This window comes from Phenylobacterium sp. 58.2.17 (assembly GCF_026411515.1).
GTDB lineage: Bacteria > Pseudomonadota > Alphaproteobacteria > Caulobacterales > Caulobacteraceae > Phenylobacterium.
The window spans coordinates 37,036-54,090 of the sequence record NZ_JAPMTQ010000026.1 but is presented as its reverse complement, the minus strand read 5'-3'; the positions used below and the strand labels follow the sequence as shown (position 1 = coordinate 54,090).

Genomic DNA, 17,055 nt, shown 5'->3' with positions numbered 1-17,055 from the left:
AGGCCCAGGCGGTGAACCCTAGGGCCACCACCGAGGTGAGGTTGCCGAGCGCCAGCGCCAGGACCAGCGCCGCGATCTGCGACGCCGGGGCGAGCCGCGCCAAGGCGCAGCCCCTATGGAAAATGGACATGTGGTCTCTCGAAGACAGGGGATCGGGCGCGCGCGGCCTGATCGCCGGCACGCGTTAGGCGATGGTCTTTGAGGCGGCCTTGGGAGGGCGTTCGAGCCGAGCCCCGACGAACAAGACCGAGCCGTCAGACCGCCGGGTTGGCGGCATGGCGGCCCTCACGAGCACGACTTCGGCCAGCCGTGCGACGGAGAGCGTCGCCAGTTGTGGGCCTTCGGTCGCATGATGATGGCTCGGCTGGCCGTCCTCATCGTCGGAATGGGACAGATCGCTGTCGGCCGCCGCCGATGAATGCACGTGGGCGTGGTCATCGTCATGGTCGTAGTGGACGGCGCCGGCCATGGCGGTCGGGGCATGATCGACGCCCAGGGCATGTTGAACCTGGTCAACCGTCGTGATCGCGCCCTGCGCGGCGAGCACGGTCGTCAACGCCATGCAGCACATGGCGAGGATCGTCCGCATCCGGCAGTGGAGGCCATCGAGCATGGGAGCTTCCCCGAAGCTCCATCTCTAGTCCGCACAACGGCGATCAGCAAGGCGGGCACCCGCGCCATCAGGCATTGAAGCACCAGCTAGCGCGTATGAAATTCGTCTCCGCCGAGATCATGGGAATGCCCGGCGTGGGGCTGCGTCGCCAAGGAGAACCCTCACGCCTAGCGGGCGATTTCCTCGGCGCCGCTGCATTTGCGACTTTCCGCGCAAACGTCCCACCCCCCGCCGAGCGCCTTGTGGATGCTAACCACAGCGAGCCGATGGTTCGTGCGCGCGACCGCCAGCGAGCGCAGGCTGGCGAAGTCGGACCGCTCGGCGTCGAGCACCTCGAGATAGGCGCCTTCGCCGCCCGCGAACCGGAGCCGGGCGAGACGCGCCGCCTCGCCGCTCGCCGCCGCTTCCTGAACGCGGAGCCGCAGCATGTCGCCGCTTGCGCCGTAGGCCTTGAAGGCGTCGTCGGTTTCCCGAAGCGCGCGCAGCACGGTCTGATCGTAGGCGAGCAGCGCGGCCTTCGCGCGCGCCTCGCTGGCCGCGATCCGGGCCCGCACGCGACCGGTGTCGAGAAGCGCCCAGCGCAGGACGGGGCTGATGAACCACGACTCCGTGCCGCCGTCGCCGAGCGCATCCAAGCGTCCCGACAGCAGCCCGATCGAGCCCCGTACCTGGACCTGCGGATAGAGATCGGCCGTCGCCACCCCGATCCGCGCCGTCGCCGCGGCGAGCTGTCGTTCGGCCGCCGCCACGTCCGGGCGACGCGCCAGAAGGTCGGCCGGCTGGCCGACGGCGATAGTCCGCAGGGCCGGCGCTCCGCTGGGCGGCGTCGGCTTGGGCGGTCTGAACCCCTGGGGCGTTTCGCCGACCAGGACCGCCAGGGCGTTGACCGCGGCGGCCTGGCGGCGGACCAGCTCCGGCGTCGCCGCCTCGACGTTGCGCAGCAGCGCCTCGGCGCGCAGGCGGTCGAGCTCGTTCGCCGAGCCGGCGGCCTGGAGGCGCTCGACGACCCGCAGGCTTTCGCTCTGGCGCCGGGTGATCTCGTCGACGACGGCGAGTTCGGCCTCGATGCCGCGAAGCTCGAACCAGGTCGCCGCCACCTCCGCCGCGACGCCGGCCCGCACGCCCCGCAGCAGCGCCTCGCGTGAACCGGCCTCGGCCACGGCGGCTTCGGTCGAGCGCCGCAGGCGGCCGAACAGGTCGATCTCCCACTGGGCGTCGACCGCGACGCGATAGGTTTCGGTCTCGGATGGCGCCCCCGCGGGTCTTTCGACCGCGCCGAGCCGGCGTTGCTCATCGCTGGCCGAGGCTCCGCCCGTCGGCAGATGCTCCCGGCGGGCCTCGCGAAGCAGCGCCCGGGCTTCCGCGACGCGAGCGGCGGCGATCCCGACGTCGTGGTTGGCGGTGAGCGCCTGTCGGATCAGCGCCTCCAGCGCCGGCTCCTCGAAGGCGCGCCACCACATCGCCTCGACGGCGCCCGGGCCGACGCCGGCCGGGGTTTCGCCGAAGCTCGCGGGCGTCGCCGCCGGCGGCGGCGAGTAGTCCGGCCCGACCGTGACGCAGCCGGCGAGCAGCATGGCGACGCCCAGCGGCGGCAGGGGAGAATGAAGCAGGCGTCTCACGGCGCGACCTCCTCGATATGTGGCGCCGGCTGGGGCGTCCGACGTTTGAAGCGCACCGCCAGCCGGCGCATGACCACGTAGAAGACCGGGGTCAGGAACAGCCCGAAGAGCGTTACGCCGAGCATGCCGGCGAAGACGGCGACGCCCATGGCTTTGCGCATTTCGGCCCCCGCGCCGCTCGCGAGCATCAGCGGAACGACGCCGGCGATGAAGGCGAGCGAGGTCATGAGGATCGGACGCAGCCGCAGGCGGCACGCCTCCACGACGGCCTCGAGCGGCGTCAGGCCCTCGGCTTCCCGGGTGCGAGCGAACTCGACGATGAGGATGGCGTTCTTGGCCGCCAATCCGACGAGCACGACGAGCCCGATCTGGACGAAGACGTTGTTGTCGCCGCCGGTCAGCCAGACCCCCGCGATCGCGCTGAGCAGACACATCGGCACGATGAGAAGCACCGCCAGGGGGAGCGACCAGCTGTTGTACTGCGCGGCGAGGATCAGATAGGCGAGCAGCACACAGAGCGGGAAGATGAACAGCGCCGAGGCTCCGGCCAGCTTCTGCTGGTAGGTCAGGTCCGTCCATTCGAAGGCCATGCCTTCCGGTAGGGTCTCCGCCGCCAGACGCTCCATCGCCGCGACCGCCTGGCCCGAGCTGACGCCCGGCGCCGGGCCGCCCGAGATGTCGGCGGAGGGATAGCCGTTGTAGCGGATGACGCGGTCTGGGCCCGAGCTCGGCGTGACGGTGACCAGCGCCGACAGCGGGAGCATGTCGCCCGCGGCGTTCCTCACCTGCAGGCGGCCGATGGCCTCGGCCTGCATGCGGTGTTCGGCCTCCGCCTGGGCCGTCACCTTGTAGGTGCGGCCGAAGCGGTTGAAGTCGTTGACGTAGAGCGAGCCGAGATAGACCTGCAGCGCCTCGAACACGCTCGTCAGGCTCACGTCCTGGGCCTTCGCCTTGGTGCGGTCGACGGCGACATCGAGCTGCGGCGCGTTGACGTCGAAGCTGGTGAGCAGTCCGCCGACCTGGCCCGACTCCGTCGCCTTGGCCATCAGGGCCTGGGTCTGTTGCGCCAGAGCCTCGAGCCCGTGACCGCCGCGATCCTCGACCTGCATCTTGAACCCGCCCGTCGCGCCCAGTCCGGGGACCGGCGGCGGCGGGAAGACGCCGAGGAAGCCGTCGGGGATGGTCGCGAACTTCCCCTGCAGGCGACCGGCGATGGCGTTCGCCGCCAGGTCGGGCGAGGTACGGTCCTCGAACGGATCGAGCATGACGAACATGACGGCGGCGTTCGGCACGTTGACGAAGCCGTTGATCGAGAGCCCCGGGAAGGCGACGACGCTTTCGACGCCGGCTTCGGCGAGCGCGATCTTGGACATCTGCTTGACGACCGCCTCGGTGCGATCGAGCGAGGCCGAGTTCGGAAGCTGAGCGATCCCGACGAGGTAATACTTGTCCTGCATCGGCACGAAGCCCGGCGGCACGACCTTGAAGCCGAGGAAGGTCAGGCCCAGGAACCCGACATAGATCAGCAGCGCCACGCCGCCGACGCCGACGACCTTGCGGACCGTGCCGCCATAGGCGTCGGGCGTGCGCCGGAACGGCCGGCCGAGCATTCCGAGGACCCGGTCGGCGCGCCCCCGCAGGCTTCGCGGGTCACGCGCGACCTGAGGCTTGCGCGCTCTCAGAAGCAGGCTTGCCAGCGCCGGGCTGAGGGTCAGCGAGCTGACCGCCGACAGGATCGTCGAGATGGCGATGGTGAGCGCGAACTGGCGGTAGAATTCACCCTGGAGTCCGCTGAGGAAGGCGGTTGGAATGAAGACGGCGGCGAGCACCGAGGTGATCGCGATGATCGGGCCGGTGACCTCGTCCATCGCGAGCCTGGCGGCCTCGACCGGCGTCTTCCCGTCTTCGATGTGACGCTCGACGTTCTCGACGACCACGATCGCATCGTCGACGACGATGCCGATCGAAAGGACCAGACCGAACAGCGACAGGGTGTTCAGCGAAAAGCCCATCAGATGCATGATGGCGAAGGTGCCGATCAACGACACCGGCACCGCCACGAGCGGAATGATCGAAGCGCGCCAGCTGCGCAGGAACAGCACCACGACGATCACGACCAGGACGATGGCCTCGAGGAGGGTCGTCGCGACCGCTTCGAGCGAGGCCCGGACGAAGAGCGTCGGGTCGTAGGCGATGCGCGAGGTCAGCCCCTCGGGGAACTTGCCTTCGAGCCGGCTCATGGTCTCGCGCACCGCCTTGGAGACGTCGAGCGCGTTGGCGCCGGGGCTCTGGATGATCTGCAGCGCCACGGCCGGCTCGCCGTCGAGCAGGCTGCGCAGGGCATAGGCGTCGGCCCCCATCTCCACGCGGGCGACGTCGCGCAGGCGGGTCACCTGGCCGTCCTCGCCCGTCTTGATGATGATGTCGCCGAACTGTTCCTCGTCCGTCAGCCGTCCGAGCGTGTTCACCGTCACCTGGAAGGCCGCGGTGGCGTCGGGCGCCTGGCCGACGGACCCGGCCGCGACCTGGACGTTCTGCTCGCGGACAGCGGCGATCGCCTCGCCGGCGGTCAGGCCGCGCGCGGCGATGCGGTCCGGATCGAGCCACAGCCTCATGCTGTACTCGCCCGCGCCCCAGACCAGGACATCGCTGATCCCCGGAATGCGGGAGAGTTCGTCGCGGACCTGGAGGTAGGCGTAGTTCGAGATGTAGAGCGGGTCGTAGCGCTTGTCGGGCGACAGCAGGTGCACGACCATCAGCACGTCGGGTGAGGTCTTCTGCGTCACGACGCCCTGGCGCTGCACCTCTTCGGGCAGCCGGGGCAGGGCGCGCGAGACGCGGTTCTGCACCTGGATTTGCGCGATGTCCGCGTCGGTCCCCTGCGCGAAGGTGACGGTCAGGATCATCCGGCCGTCGGTGGCCGATTGCGAGGACATGTAGAGCATGCCCTCGACGCCGTTGATCGCCTGCTCGAGGGGCGCGGCGACCGTCTCGGCGATGACCTTGGGATTGGCGCCGGGATAGGCCGCGGTGACCTGCACCGTCGGCGGCGTCACCGCCGGATATTCGCTGAGCGGCAGGCGGAAGAAGGCGACCGCGCCGGCGATCACGATCAGGACCGACAGGACGATCGCGAAGATCGGCCGGTCGATGAAGAAGCGCGGGAAGCTCATCGCCGCACTCCTTCGCCGGCGTCCTTGGCGACTTTCAGGGGGGAGCCGTCGATCGCGGCGGGTTGAGGCGTGACCTGCATGCCGGGTCGCACCAGTCCCTTGACGACGATCCGCTCTCCCGGCCGCAGGCCCTGTTCGATGACGCGCAGACCATCGACCACGGGGCCGAGCTCCACGGGCCGATACTCGGTCTTGTCGCCCGCGCCGACGACGAGCACGTAGCGACGCCCTTGGTCGGTTCCTATCGACTGGTCGGAAACGAGAACCCGCTGTTGCGGCGCGCCCGTCTCCAGCTTGACCTTGGCGAAGAGGCCCGGGGTCAACACCCCGTCAGGATTGTCGATCGCGGCGCGGATGCGGACGGTTCCGGTCTTGCGATCGGCGGCGTTGGAGAGGAAGTCGACCCGGCCCGGCCGCGCATAGTCGGGATCGGTGGCCAGGGCGACCATGACCCTGGGGGCGTCCGCGCCCTTTTGGTTCGTCGGAGTGCGCGCGGCCGCGAGCGAGCGCAGATAGGTGCGTTCGTCGACGTCGAAATAGACGTAGAGCGGATCGATCGAGACGATCGTCGTCAGCGGCGTCACGCCGTTGGCGACATAGTTGCCCTCGGTGACGAGAACCTGGCCGACGCGGCCGCTGATCGGCGCCGTGACGCGGGTGAAGCCGAGGTCCAGTTCGGCGGCGTTCACCGCCGCTCTGGCCGCGGCGACCTGGGCCTTGCGGGAATCCAGCGCGGCGGTGGCGGTGTCCAGGCGCTCGCGGGCGACGACCTTCTGGGCGAACAGCTGCTCGGCCCGCGCATGCTCGGCGTGAGCCAGCGCCAGGGCGGCCTCGGCCTCGCGCAGGCGAGCGGTCGCCGCGTCTAGCGCCGCCTGAAACGCGCGGGGATCGATGTGGAAGAGGCCGCGCCCTTTCTGGACGAAATGCCCTTCTGGCACGCTGACGCCCTGGATATAGCCGGCGACGCGCGGACGCAGTTCGACCTGCTTGATGGCGCTGAGCGCGCCGGTGAACTCGACGAAGGGCGTGGTTTGTCGTGCGACCACCTGCGCCACCGGGACGGCGGGCGGCGTCGCTGGAGCGGCGGAGGGCGTTGCGCCCTTGCATCCAGCGACGGCGAGCGCGGCGCTTGTCGCCGCAGCGGCCAGCAGGCGTTTTGCTGTCATCAATTTGCCTTTCGCGATCCAGGTCGGGATCGCCCTTTCACGAGCAGGAGCGGTTCTCGTTTCGGTTGGTGCGGCTTCCACCACCCGGAAGGTCAAGCACCTTCGGTCGTAAGGGCGCCAAGGCGCGCCAGCGCCTCACAGGGGCGCGGCGGAACATCGCCAGGAGCGGGCCGTTCGATACTCACGTTTGTTGGAGGAGCGGCCCGATGCGCATCTTCCCAAGTGTCGGCGTGGTCGTGAGCGCGGCGATCAGTTTGGCGGCTTGCGCCGAGACCGCTCATCTGGCGGTCGCCGATGGCACGGGGCCGAGCCCCCGACTGCCGCCGCCGGTCACCACGCTCATTCCCACGGTGAAGATCGCTCCCGCCGATCCCTGGCCTGCGGGCGTGGGGCCGACGCCCGGGCCAGGGCTCGCGGTGAATGCGTTCGCCGACGGGCTCGATCATCCGCGCTGGCTCTACGTGCTGCCCAACGGCGACGTGCTGGTCGCCGAGACCAACGCGCCGCCGCGCCCCGACGACGGCAAGGGGGTGAAGGGCTGGGTGATGAAGAGCGTGATGAAGCGCGCCGGCGCGGCTGTTCCCAGCGCCAATCGGATTACGCTTCTGCGGGATACGGACGGCGACGGGGTCGCCGACCAGCGCACGGCCTTCCTCGAAAAACTCAACTCACCCTTCGGCATGACGCTGGTCGGGGAGGCTTTCTATGTCGCCGACACGGATGCGGTTCGCCGCTTCACCTATCGAGCCGGCGATACGGCGCTGACCGGACCCGGCGTGAAGGTTGCGGACCTCCCGGCGGGGACGATCAACCGCCATTGGACCAAGAACGTGATCGCCAGTCCCGATGGGCGGCGTCTCTTCGCCACCGTCGGCTCCAACAGCAATGTCGCCGAGAACGGGATGGCGGCCGAGGAAGGGCGGGCGGCGATCTGGGAGATCGATCCGGCCACCGGCGCCCACCGGATCTTCGCCTCGGGCCTGCGCAATCCCAATGGTCTGGCCTGGGAACCCGTCGGCGGCGCACTTTGGACCACGGTCAATGAGCGCGACGAGATCGGCAGCGATCTGGTGCCGGACTATATGACCTCGGTCCGTGACGGCGGCTTCTACGGCTGGCCCTACAGCTACTTCGGAGGCAACGTGGACACCCGGGTGAAGCCTGGAAATCCGGCGTTGGTCGCCCGGGCGCTCGTGCCCGACTACGCGCTCGGTCCGCACACCGCTTCGTTGGGGCTGGCCTTTTCCCGCCCCGGTGTCCTGCCGGCGGCGTTCACCAGCGGCGCCTTCGTCGGCCAGCACGGGTCTTGGAACCGAAATCCCCGCAGCGGCTACAAGGTGATCTTCGTGCCTTTCACGGGCGGGCGGCCATCGGGTCCGCCGCTCGATATCCTCACCGGGTTCATCAGCCCCGACGGCAAGGCGATGGGCCGTCCGGTCGGCGTGGTCCTGGACAAGACCGGTGCGCTGCTTGTTGCGGACGATGTCGGCAATCGGATCTGGCGGGTGCGCGGTCAACGCCCCTGAAGGCCCCATCGCGCGCCACGCGCGCTTCTAGGAAGCGAAGGCGTCCATCTGCCGTCAGCTGCCTTCGCGCAGCCGATGGACGATCTCGGACATGGCCCGATGATCGTCCACCGAACCACTCTCCTGTCGGCCGGGGTGGGACTTGATCACCCTCCACGACACCGCCGTCAGGAATGACTCGCCGTGATCTAAACCCCCGCAGAGGTCTAGATCATCAGCGATCCTCAAAGTGCTGAGGCAGCTCTAGCGCCCGCCTAGGGTGAGCGAGGCAAGATCCAGCTTGAAGCGACCACCCGCGTCTGCCGGCGGCTGCATCACGGACGCGAACAGCATCACCGGGCCGGACGGACCAGCCGGGAGCTCGAAACTCCCGGCGCTGGAGGTGCGCATCTTGCTCCGGGTGCCGTCGGGGTTGGCGATGACGACGGGATAGTTCGCCAGCGGCGCGCCGTTGGAGAGCAGGGTGAAGCTCTTCACCGCACCCTTCGTCGCCACGAACTCCAGGCTATGGCCCAGCGGTTGCGTGGGGTCGCTTCCGCCTTCGCAACGTTCAACGCAGACGAAGGACTTGGCGAAACGACTGGAGAGCGCCTTCAGAACGCGAGGACGCGGCAGCGCCTCGACGGATCGGACGGCCTCGGGACTGACCTGGTACTCTTCCAGGATGCCGTGAATCCGATCTTCCGGGTACTGGACGTCCCGCGGCGTGCCGCGCGCCGAGAGGATCGCCAGTCCCGGCGTATGGCCCACGAAAAGGGCCTTCATGGACTTGGGACCGGGGCCAGCAGTTTTGAAGGTCGCCTGCGGGTCACCGACGACGCGCAGCTCAGCGACACGGTCGGCCCCAAGGGCGATCTCAAGTTCGGGGAACTTGCTGGCGATGGTGACGTCCACGGGCAGAGATCCGTGCGTCGTCGTCGTGAACGCGGTCGGCAGGATGAAGAAGTCATGCGCCGAGGCGCCCCCGGCGACCATGACGGCCAGGCCGATGCCGGCCAGGCAGGCCTGCATGTTGCTCCGAGTGAGCGCGAATTTGCGATACATCATTATATTCCCGATGATTGTGGAGCAGAAACTTAGAATTTCGCGGTCAGGCCGACGTAGTAGCGGCGACCGATCTGGTCGTACGTGGAAGGATCGGTGTTGCCGGAGATCGCCGGCGCGTAGCCCGGCGCCTCTTCGTCGGTGAGGTTGTTGACGCCCGCCCGCAGCGACACCTTCTCGTTGACCTTCCAGGAGCCGTTGAGGTCGAAATAGTTGATGGCGTCGATGGTCTGGGCGCGGTTGTTGAAGTTCTCGACCGCGCCCTGGTAACGCCACCGGACGCCGAGGTTCACCGGACCGTAGATCCAGTTCGCCGAGGACAGGATCTTCCACTCCGGCAGGGTCAGGCCGAAGGCGTTGGAAACGGTGCCCTTGCGATCGGTGAAAGAGCCGCCCGGGAGGTCTTGGCGCCGCCACTCCAGCAGCTTGGAGCCGGTCACGTTGAACGCCAGCATGCCCCAGTCGGGCGCGCCGATGTCCGCCAGGTTCAGACGCCAGTCGACCTGGAAGTCGAGGCCCTTGGTTTCGAGCGTGCCCAGGTTTGCGTTGGTCTCGAGCGATTGGGTGATCTGACCCGAGTTCGCGTCACGGCTGAACAGTTTGCAGAAGAAGTTGTTGGGATCGTAGGTCGGGTTGGAGGCGCCATCCTGATTGAAGCAGCGGCGCAGTTGCTCGGTCACGGAGACCGTGCCGACAACCTTCTCGATGGTGATGTCGTAGTAGTCGATCGAACCCGACAGCTGGCTTAGCCAGGGGCTCGAGAACTGCGACTCCCACGTAACACCCACGGTAAACGAGTCGGCGGTCTCTTCCTCAAGGTCCGGGTTGCCGCCGGTCAGGCCGACGACTTGCGAGTTTGAGAAGGTGTAGCCGTCGATCACCTGGGTGGGAACATTCTGCGCCAGGCACAGAGCCCGAACCTGGGTCGCGCCGGCCGCGCCGGGGGCGCGATAGGCGCCGCGAATGTCGCAGGGATCGCCCGAGAACTGACGGGCGCCGGTCGAGGAGACCGGCACGCCGATGGACGGGAAGGCCAGGTTTTGCGGTCCGAACAGTTCGCCGATCGACGGGGCGCGGACGGCGCGTTGCATGCCGCCGCGAACCCGCAGACCGTCCACGATCTCCCAGTTCGCATCGGCCTTGTAGGATTTCACCATGCCGACGGAGTCGTAGTTGGAGATCCGGTAGCCGAGGTTGGTCTCCAGGTTGCGGATGAAGGGCAGATCGCGCAGTAGCGGGATCAGGACTTCGCCGTAGCCTTCATAGACCGTGTCCGAGCCGGCGAGCGGCAGCGCGGAGTTGCCGGCCAGTTCGGGGCCCGTGACGCCGTTCAGGGTGAATGTGGACGTCAGCAGATTGTCGGGCGTGAGCTCGTAGTTTTGCTCGCGATAAGTCCCGCCGAGGGCCGCCCGCACCTCGCCGGCCGGCAGTTCGAAAGCCTTGCCCTGCAGGTTGACCTCAAAGACCCGCTGATCGGTGACGGTCGTGTTCTTGGCGACGCGGCGGGCGTAGTCGATGCACGCGGGGCTGAGCGCGTTGTCGCCGAACGGGTTGAAGCCGCCGGCGCAGAGCGAGGCGCCGCCGTCGGGCGCGTCCAGCAGGCGCTGGACCGCCGAGCGCGAGACATAGCCTGTGTAGGTCGTGCCGTTATCGACGCGGCCATAGGAGAGGTAGGCGTCGTAGGTCCAGTCGCCAAGCATCAGGTCGCCGCGGACACCCGTGGTGATCTGGTAGACGTTGTAGTTCTCGGTCTGCTGGCGCGGCCCGATCCCGTTGAAGCGCTTGTCCAGGCGGAAGGAGCCCGCCGGGTTGGGCCGGGAGTTCAGAACGGCGCGCAACTCGGCCGGAATGAAGGGGTTGGTCGAGGGGACGCGGAAGCCGGTGGTGGGGCCGGTGGCGGGGTTGGCCGCCAGCATGTTTCCGCTCTCGTACTGCGAGAACATGAAGTCCGCATAGACCTCGACCGCGGAGTTGATCTCGTAGTTGGCCGCCCCGTACATGTTGTACCGCGTCTGCGGTATGATCAGGTAGTTCTGAGGGCCTGTGTTGTAGGCGAAGTCCGTCTGTTGCAGCGGGCCAGGCATGCGGAAGCCATCGTAGTCAATTCCGCCCGGGCTGATGTAGTCGCGCGCGCCCTGATAGGCGAAGAGGGTTCCGTTGTTGTTGAACCCGAAGGTGTTGCCCCGGGCGGCGCCCGGAACGGCCGCGGTGATGGCCGCGGCGGTCGGCAGGTTGGCGGCGTCGAAGACTGTCGACCCCAAGGGCGAGGTGCCCGCGAACCCCGAGAGCGACGGCAGTCTGCGCGCGGAGCTGGGGACGCTGTCGCGCTGCGAATAGCTGAGCGACAGGACGGCGTTGCCCCGACCGTCGGCGATGTCGCCGCCCACCGTCAGACTGACGGCGTTGGTCGCCGCGTCGCTACGACTGGATTGGCCATACTGCAGGTCGAGTTGAACGCCCTCGAACTTGTCGTTCACCAGGAAGTTCAGGACACCGGCCACGGCGTCGGAGCCATAGGTCGACGAGGCGCCGCCGGTGATGGTCTCGATGTTCGCGATCAGCGGCGTCGGAAGCAGGTTCAAGTCGACCACGGAGGACGCGTTCGACGGGACGACCCGACGACCGTTGAGCAGGACCAGGGTGCGGGTCGCGCCGAGGCCGCGCAGCTGCACGTTGGCCTGGCCGGCGGAGTTGGGGCTGTTCGACGCCGAGTTCCCCGCGGGGGTGAACTGCGGCATGTCGTTGATCAAGCTCTCGACGTTGACCGAGCCGGTCGCTTCGAGATCTTCCTTGCTGACGGTGACGATCGGGCTGTTGGCGACATAGTCCTTCCGGGCGATGCGTGAGCCGGTGACGACGATTTCGTCGACTTGGGCGTGTCCTTCCTGGTTGTGAGATGTGGCGGTCTGTTGGTCTTGCGCCGCTGCGGGCGCGGCCATCAGGCTAGTGGAAGCGACGATCGCCAAGCCGGCGAGGATCGAGGAGCCGAGAAGTCGGCTCCGGTAAGCGGTATCGGCCAAAATGCTGTTCCATGAGCTTATGTTTTTGGGCCGAACTGTCGCTCCCCTAAGGGGCCGTACGCGGCAGCGAGAGTTCACCCCTCGCGGAATCGCAGTCTCTTGGTTTCGCGGCGGGCAGGCCCCATCGCGACGTGCTCGCCGGAGCGGATGAGGCAGATTCTTAGGTCGTCCCATGCGCGGGCGTCGGGCTGGCCGCGAGGGTGCGTTGAGCTAGCTGATCAGCCCCGGCCCGCGGTCGGTCGTCGTACTGATCCGACGGCGTGCGATCAGATCGACGCCAATGATGCCGCCGCCTCGATGGACGGGCGGTTGGGAGGCGCGAGGGTTACGACGGGCGCGAACCCGCCGCCGGGCGTGCGGAAGTTGGTGGTCTGCCCCTGATAAAGCCTGGCGGCCGCCAGGATCGTGACGCCGGCATAGGTGTAGAGCCGTACGTCCATTTTTCGGGCCTGGGGATCGCCGTCGACCTGGACCCGACGCTCGCTTGGCGCGGCGAAGGCCTGGGCGATGTAGCCGCCTTCCCCGATCGTGGCCCAGACGCCGCGGGTGAGTTTGTCGCCGCGGTAGACGGCCTTGCCGGCATGGCCGCCGGCCGGCTTGAAGAAGAACGACTTCCGCTGCGTCCAGAGCTCGTCGGTGTTCTCGGCCGTCACGAGCCTGGTATGCGGGAGCGTGCTCAAGACGCGGCGCAACTCAGCGTCAACGCCGAACGCCTCCATGACCCGGGGATCGGACAGGAGAGCCAGGTTTCGTTTGTCGGCGAGGAGCGCGTGATTGCGCGGATTGGGCGTCACGACGACCGCGTCCGCCAGATGGGCCGCCCGCAGCGCGGCGGTCTCGGGCTCGTCGAAGGCGAAATCGACGAGGCGGTTGTAGACGAGGTCGATCGTAAGCGCGCCGAGGGTGAGGCGGCCCGCCGCGAAGCGCAGCGCCATGGGGTCGGCGACCACGGCTTGAACCCCGTGGCGCTCGAAGAAGGCCTGGGCCAGCAGGAACTCCGGATAGAGGTATTGATCCTCTGGAGCGGTGTCGATGATCGCGACGATGCGAGGTTGGCCGGAGCGCCCCTGCAAGCGCCACTCGTCCATGAACATGCGCCAGACGGCGTCCTCGAACTCGGCCAGCGGCTCGGCCGCCGGCACGATCGCCCGGACCTCGGGGCAGCAGGCGGTCTGCGCCTGGGCCAGCAGCGCATTGAGGAACGCCCCGCCGGCGTTGGTGTTGACCTCGATCAACTTGGGGCCGTCGGGCGTCAGGTGAAAGTCGTAGCCCATGAAGGCGCCGCGCGGCCCGGGGTCATGGCCAGCGATGTCCGGCGCCCAGGCGAGTGCTGCCGTCTGGAACGACGGGACCTGGGCGGTCGCTTCAATGGCCCGCACGATGTCGCTCATCGCGTCCAGGTCGGCGGCGGACAGGAAGACCGCAGAGCTGGAAAATAGGTGGGGCCGGTGCTGCTTGAGCAGCTCAATGGGCAGGACGCCAGCCGCCGCCTGCTCGACAGCGGACCAGACTTGGGCCGGATCGACGTCGATGCAGAAACAGTCGCGGTTGAGATGTTCTTCCAGGGGCGTGCAGGTCGTCATCCGACTTTCCGCTCGTGCAACATGGCGATGGCGCCCAGCTCGTCGCCGACCGTCACCCGCCCCTCGGCCTTCCGCTCGCTGTAGCGGTCGACCAGGTAGTCGGCGCGGTCCCGCGTCAGCAGGGTGAACTTGACCAACTCCTCCATCACATCGACCATACGATCATAGTAGGCCGACGGCTTCATACGGCCGGCCTCGTCGAACTCCTGATATGCCTTGGCCACCGAGGATTGGTTCGGGATCGTGATCATCCGCATCCAGCGGCCCAGCAGGCGAAGCGTGTTCACCGCGTTGAACGACTGCGAGCCGCCGCTGACCTGCATAACCGCGAGGGTGCGTCCTTGGGTCGGACGCACGCTGCCCATTTCCAGCGGAATCCAGTCGATCTGCGCCTTCATGATCCCGGTCACAGCGCCATGCCGCTCGGGACTGCACCAAACCTGCCCCTCCGACCAGAGGGACAGCGCGCGCAGTTCTTGCACCTTGGGATGATCGGGCGACTCCGCATCGGGCAGGGGCAGCCCCGTGGGATCGAAAATCCTGGTCTCTGCGCCAAAGCGCTCAAGGATGCGGGCGGCCTCCTCCGTCAGAAAGCGGCTGTAGGACCGCTCACGCAGCGAGCCATAGAGCAAGAGGATGCGGGGTGGATGTGACGACACCTTCGGCGGCTCCAGCTTGGCGAGCGTCGGGGTGTCGAGGAACTGCGGCTCAAGGGCCGGAAAGTCGGTCATCAAATACTCAATTTGCGATGCGGCTGGCGCGAGCGTCATTGAACGGTCGCATATTTCATGTATATTGGAAATATGGAAATGAAAGCCGCCACGACCAGCCTTGCTGCGCTGGCCCATGAAAACCGCCTCGCGGCCTTTCGGCTGCTGGTTCAGGCCGGCCCGTCAGGTTTGGCGGCCGGCGAGTTGGCCCGCAGGCTGGAGGTCTTGCCGAATACGCTTTCCGCGAGCCTCACCGTCTTGAGCCATGCCGGTCTGGTCAGCTCGCGCCGCGAAGGCCGCTCGATCATCTACACGGCCAATTACGACGCCATGACCACGCTGCTCGCCTTCCTCATGGAAGACTGCTGCGCTGGATCGCCGGAAATCTGCGCGCCCTTGGTCGACGTGCTCGCCAAGGCCGCCTGCTGTCCTCCAGAACTGGCTGACGCTTAAAGGAAGCTGCCCATGCTGCACCCCGAGAAGTCGCTCCCGTTCAACGTCCTCTTCCTGTGCACCGGAAACTCGGCCCGATCGATCCTCGCGGAGTCGATCATGAATCGGGTGGGGGCGGGCAAGTTCAAGGCCTACTCGGCCGGATCGATGCCGGCCGGCGCGGTCAATCCCCACGCTCTAGCGCTGCTTGAGAAGCTCAACTATCCGACCGAGCATCTGCGCTCCAAGCCGTGGGACGAGTTCGCGGTGGCGAACAACCCGGGCGCTCCCGAGCTCGATTTCGTCTTCACCGTCTGTGACAACGCCGCTGGCGAGGTCTGCCCGATCTGGCCCGGCCAGCCGATGAGCGCCCACTGGGGCCTGCCCGATCCGGCGGCGGTCGAGGGTTCCGAAGCGGAGAAGGCTCTGGCCTTCGCCGACGCCTATCGGATGCTGAACAACCGTATCAGCATCTTCGTGAACCTCCCCATCACCTCACTCGATAGCCTCTCGCTGCAGAAGCGGCTCGACGACATCGGCCGCACCCAGGGCGAGCCTGCCGAAACGCAATGAGGGCCATGCCTCTCAACGTGCTGAAGTCCTGAAAGGAAGACTGTGACGCTTGAACAGACGGCGCCCGCTGATGCGCCGAAAGCCATGTCCCTCTTCGAGCGCTATCTGACCCTTTGGGTGGCGCTCTGCATCGTTCTGGGCATCGCGCTAGGGCACTTCTTCCTGCCCGCTTTTCAACTGATCGGCTCGGCTGAGATCGCCAAGGTCAATCTGCCGGTGGCGGTGCTGATCTGGCTGATGATCATTCCGATGCTGATGAAGGTCGACTTCGGCGCAATGCGTCAGGTTGGCCGCCATTGGCGCGGGATCGGCGTCACCCTGTTCATCAACTGGGCGGTCAAGCCGTTCTCGATGGCTGCGCTCGGAGCCTTCTTCATCGGCTATCTGTTCCGTCCCTACCTGCCAGGCGGGGAGATCAACAGCTACATCGCCGGCCTGATCATTCTGGCCGCCGCGCCCTGCACGGCGATGGTGTTCGTCTGGAGCAATCTGACCAGGGGCGAGCCCAACTTTACGCTCAGCCAGGTGGCGGTGAACGACGCGATCATGGTCGTCGCCTTCGCCCCGATCGTGGGTCTGTTGCTCGGCCTCTCGGCGATCACCGTGCCCTGGGAGACGCTGCTGCTGTCGGTCGGGCTCTACATCATCATCCCGGTGATCATCGCCCAGGTCGCCCGCCGGATGCTGGTGGCGAAGGGAGAGGCGGCTCTGCAGAGCGCGCTCGCCAAGCTCGGCCCGGTTTCGATTATCGCCCTCTTGGCCACCCTGGTTCTGTTGTTCGGCTTCCAGGGCGAGCAGATCATCGCCCAACCGGCGATCATCGCCATGCTGGCCGTGCCGATCCTGATCCAGGTCTATTTCAACTCGGGCCTAGCCTACTTGCTCAACCGCGCCAGCGGCGAAGCGCACTGCGTGGCCGGGCCTTCGGCGCTGATCGGCGCCAGCAACTTTTTCGAGTTGGCGGTCGCCGCTGCGATCAGCCTGTTCGGCTTCAAGTCCGGCGCGGCTCTAGCGACGGTGGTCGGGGTGCTGATCGAGGTGCCGGTGATGTTGTCGGTGGTGGCGATCGTGAACGCCAGCAAGGGCTGGTACGAGCGCGGCGCTGCCGTGCAGCGGGTGGCTGCTCAGAGCCAAAAGCCCAATCTCAAAGCCACGCAGCCGATGAAGTCATGAGCCAGTCCGAGTTTCCGATCGCGATCTTCCACAACCCTGCCTGCGGCACTTCCCGCAACGCTCTGGCGATGATTCAGGCGGCTGGTTATGAGCCTGCGATCGTCGAATGCCTTGAGGCGGGCTGGACCCGCGAGCAATTGGTCCACCTCCTGGGCGAGATGCAGGCTACGCCGCGCGACATCCTGCGCGGGAAAGGCACGCCGGCCGCCGACCTCGGCCTCTTGGATCCCGCGGTCAGCGACGATGCGCTCCTTGCGGCGATGGTTGAGCACCCCGTCCTGGTGAACCGGCCCATCGTGGTGACGCCCAGGGGCGTCAGGCTGTGCCGTCCGTCCGAGGTCGTGCTGGATCTTCTGGACCGCAAACCAGAAAGCTTCATCAAGGAAGACGGCGAGGTCGTGCGCCTTTGACCGGCCCGGATCC

13 protein-coding genes are annotated in these 17,055 nt (G+C 67.3%); 5 read left to right on the top strand and 8 right to left on the bottom strand.

Annotated features, from left to right (window positions below):
* Positions 1-184: 184 nt before the first annotated feature.
* The 4 genes from OUA97_RS15590 to OUA97_RS15575 form a co-directional block, all read right to left on the bottom strand.
* On the bottom strand, positions 185-613 hold the full coding sequence (locus OUA97_RS15590; RefSeq protein WP_267232940.1) for a hypothetical protein: 429 nt from the start codon (positions 611-613) through the stop codon (positions 185-187).
* A gap of 167 nt (positions 614-780) precedes the next feature.
* A complete protein-coding gene (locus tag OUA97_RS15585; protein WP_323690876.1) occupies positions 781-2,232 on the bottom strand; it encodes a TolC family protein in 1,452 nt (483 codons plus the stop codon).
* A complete protein-coding gene (locus OUA97_RS15580) occupies positions 2,229-5,405 on the bottom strand; it encodes an efflux RND transporter permease subunit (RefSeq protein WP_267232938.1) in 3,177 nt (1,058 codons plus the stop codon). The genes OUA97_RS15585 and OUA97_RS15580 overlap by 4 nt, the downstream gene beginning before the upstream one ends.
* Positions 5,402-6,571 carry an efflux RND transporter periplasmic adaptor subunit gene (locus OUA97_RS15575; protein ID WP_267232937.1) on the bottom strand — a complete coding sequence of 390 codons (1,170 nt, stop codon included), beginning with the start codon at positions 6,569-6,571 and terminating at the stop codon, positions 5,402-5,404. Before OUA97_RS15575 ends, OUA97_RS15580 begins: the two co-directional genes overlap by 4 nt.
* Positions 6,572-6,777: 206 nt before the next feature.
* Here OUA97_RS15575 and OUA97_RS15570 point away from each other — a divergent pair, with 206 nt between their 5' ends.
* The gene (locus OUA97_RS15570; RefSeq protein WP_267232936.1) at positions 6,778-8,097 is read left to right on the top strand and encodes a PQQ-dependent sugar dehydrogenase; all 1,320 of its coding nucleotides are present in this window, start codon (positions 6,778-6,780) and stop codon (positions 8,095-8,097) included.
* Positions 8,098-8,340: 243 nt separating this feature from the next.
* On the opposite strand, the gene OUA97_RS15565 is transcribed toward OUA97_RS15570, so the two are convergent.
* The 4 genes from OUA97_RS15565 to arsH all read right to left on the bottom strand — a co-directional run bounded on the left by OUA97_RS15565 (position 8,341) and on the right by arsH (position 14,475).
* On the bottom strand, positions 8,341-9,108 hold the full coding sequence (locus OUA97_RS15565) for a DUF4198 domain-containing protein (protein ID WP_267232935.1): 768 nt from the start codon (positions 9,106-9,108) through the stop codon (positions 8,341-8,343).
* 65 nt (positions 9,109-9,173) lie between these two features.
* Positions 9,174-12,161 carry a TonB-dependent receptor domain-containing protein gene (locus OUA97_RS15560; protein ID WP_267232933.1) on the bottom strand — a complete coding sequence of 996 codons (2,988 nt, stop codon included), beginning with the start codon at positions 12,159-12,161 and terminating at the stop codon, positions 9,174-9,176.
* Positions 12,162-12,427: 266 nt separating this feature from the next.
* Positions 12,428-13,744, bottom strand: a complete 1,317-nt coding sequence (locus OUA97_RS15555; RefSeq protein ID WP_267232932.1) for a hypothetical protein — start codon at positions 13,742-13,744, stop codon at positions 12,428-12,430.
* On the bottom strand, positions 13,741-14,475 hold the full coding sequence (arsH, locus tag OUA97_RS15550; RefSeq protein ID WP_267232930.1) for an arsenical resistance protein ArsH: 735 nt from the start codon (positions 14,473-14,475) through the stop codon (positions 13,741-13,743). The genes OUA97_RS15555 and arsH overlap by 4 nt, the downstream gene beginning before the upstream one ends.
* 72 nt (positions 14,476-14,547) lie before the next feature.
* On the opposite strand from arsH, the gene OUA97_RS15545 reads away from it, so the two are divergent.
* From OUA97_RS15545 to arsC, 4 genes are all read left to right on the top strand, one after another.
* Entirely contained in the window at positions 14,548-14,907 is a 360-nt protein-coding gene (locus OUA97_RS15545) for an ArsR/SmtB family transcription factor (protein WP_267232928.1), read from the top strand.
* A gap of 12 nt (positions 14,908-14,919) precedes the next feature.
* On the top strand, positions 14,920-15,459 hold the full coding sequence (locus tag OUA97_RS15540; RefSeq protein ID WP_267232927.1) for an arsenate reductase ArsC: 540 nt from the start codon (positions 14,920-14,922) through the stop codon (positions 15,457-15,459).
* An 84-nt stretch (positions 15,460-15,543) separates the two neighbouring features.
* Entirely contained in the window at positions 15,544-16,632 is a 1,089-nt protein-coding gene (gene arsB, locus OUA97_RS15535; protein ID WP_267232926.1) for an ACR3 family arsenite efflux transporter, read from the top strand.
* Complete coding sequence (arsC, locus tag OUA97_RS15530; RefSeq protein WP_267232924.1) at positions 16,629-17,042, top strand: arsenate reductase (glutaredoxin); 414 nt, start codon at positions 16,629-16,631, stop codon at positions 17,040-17,042. Before arsB ends, arsC begins: the two co-directional genes overlap by 4 nt.
* Positions 17,043-17,055 lie beyond the last annotated feature (13 nt).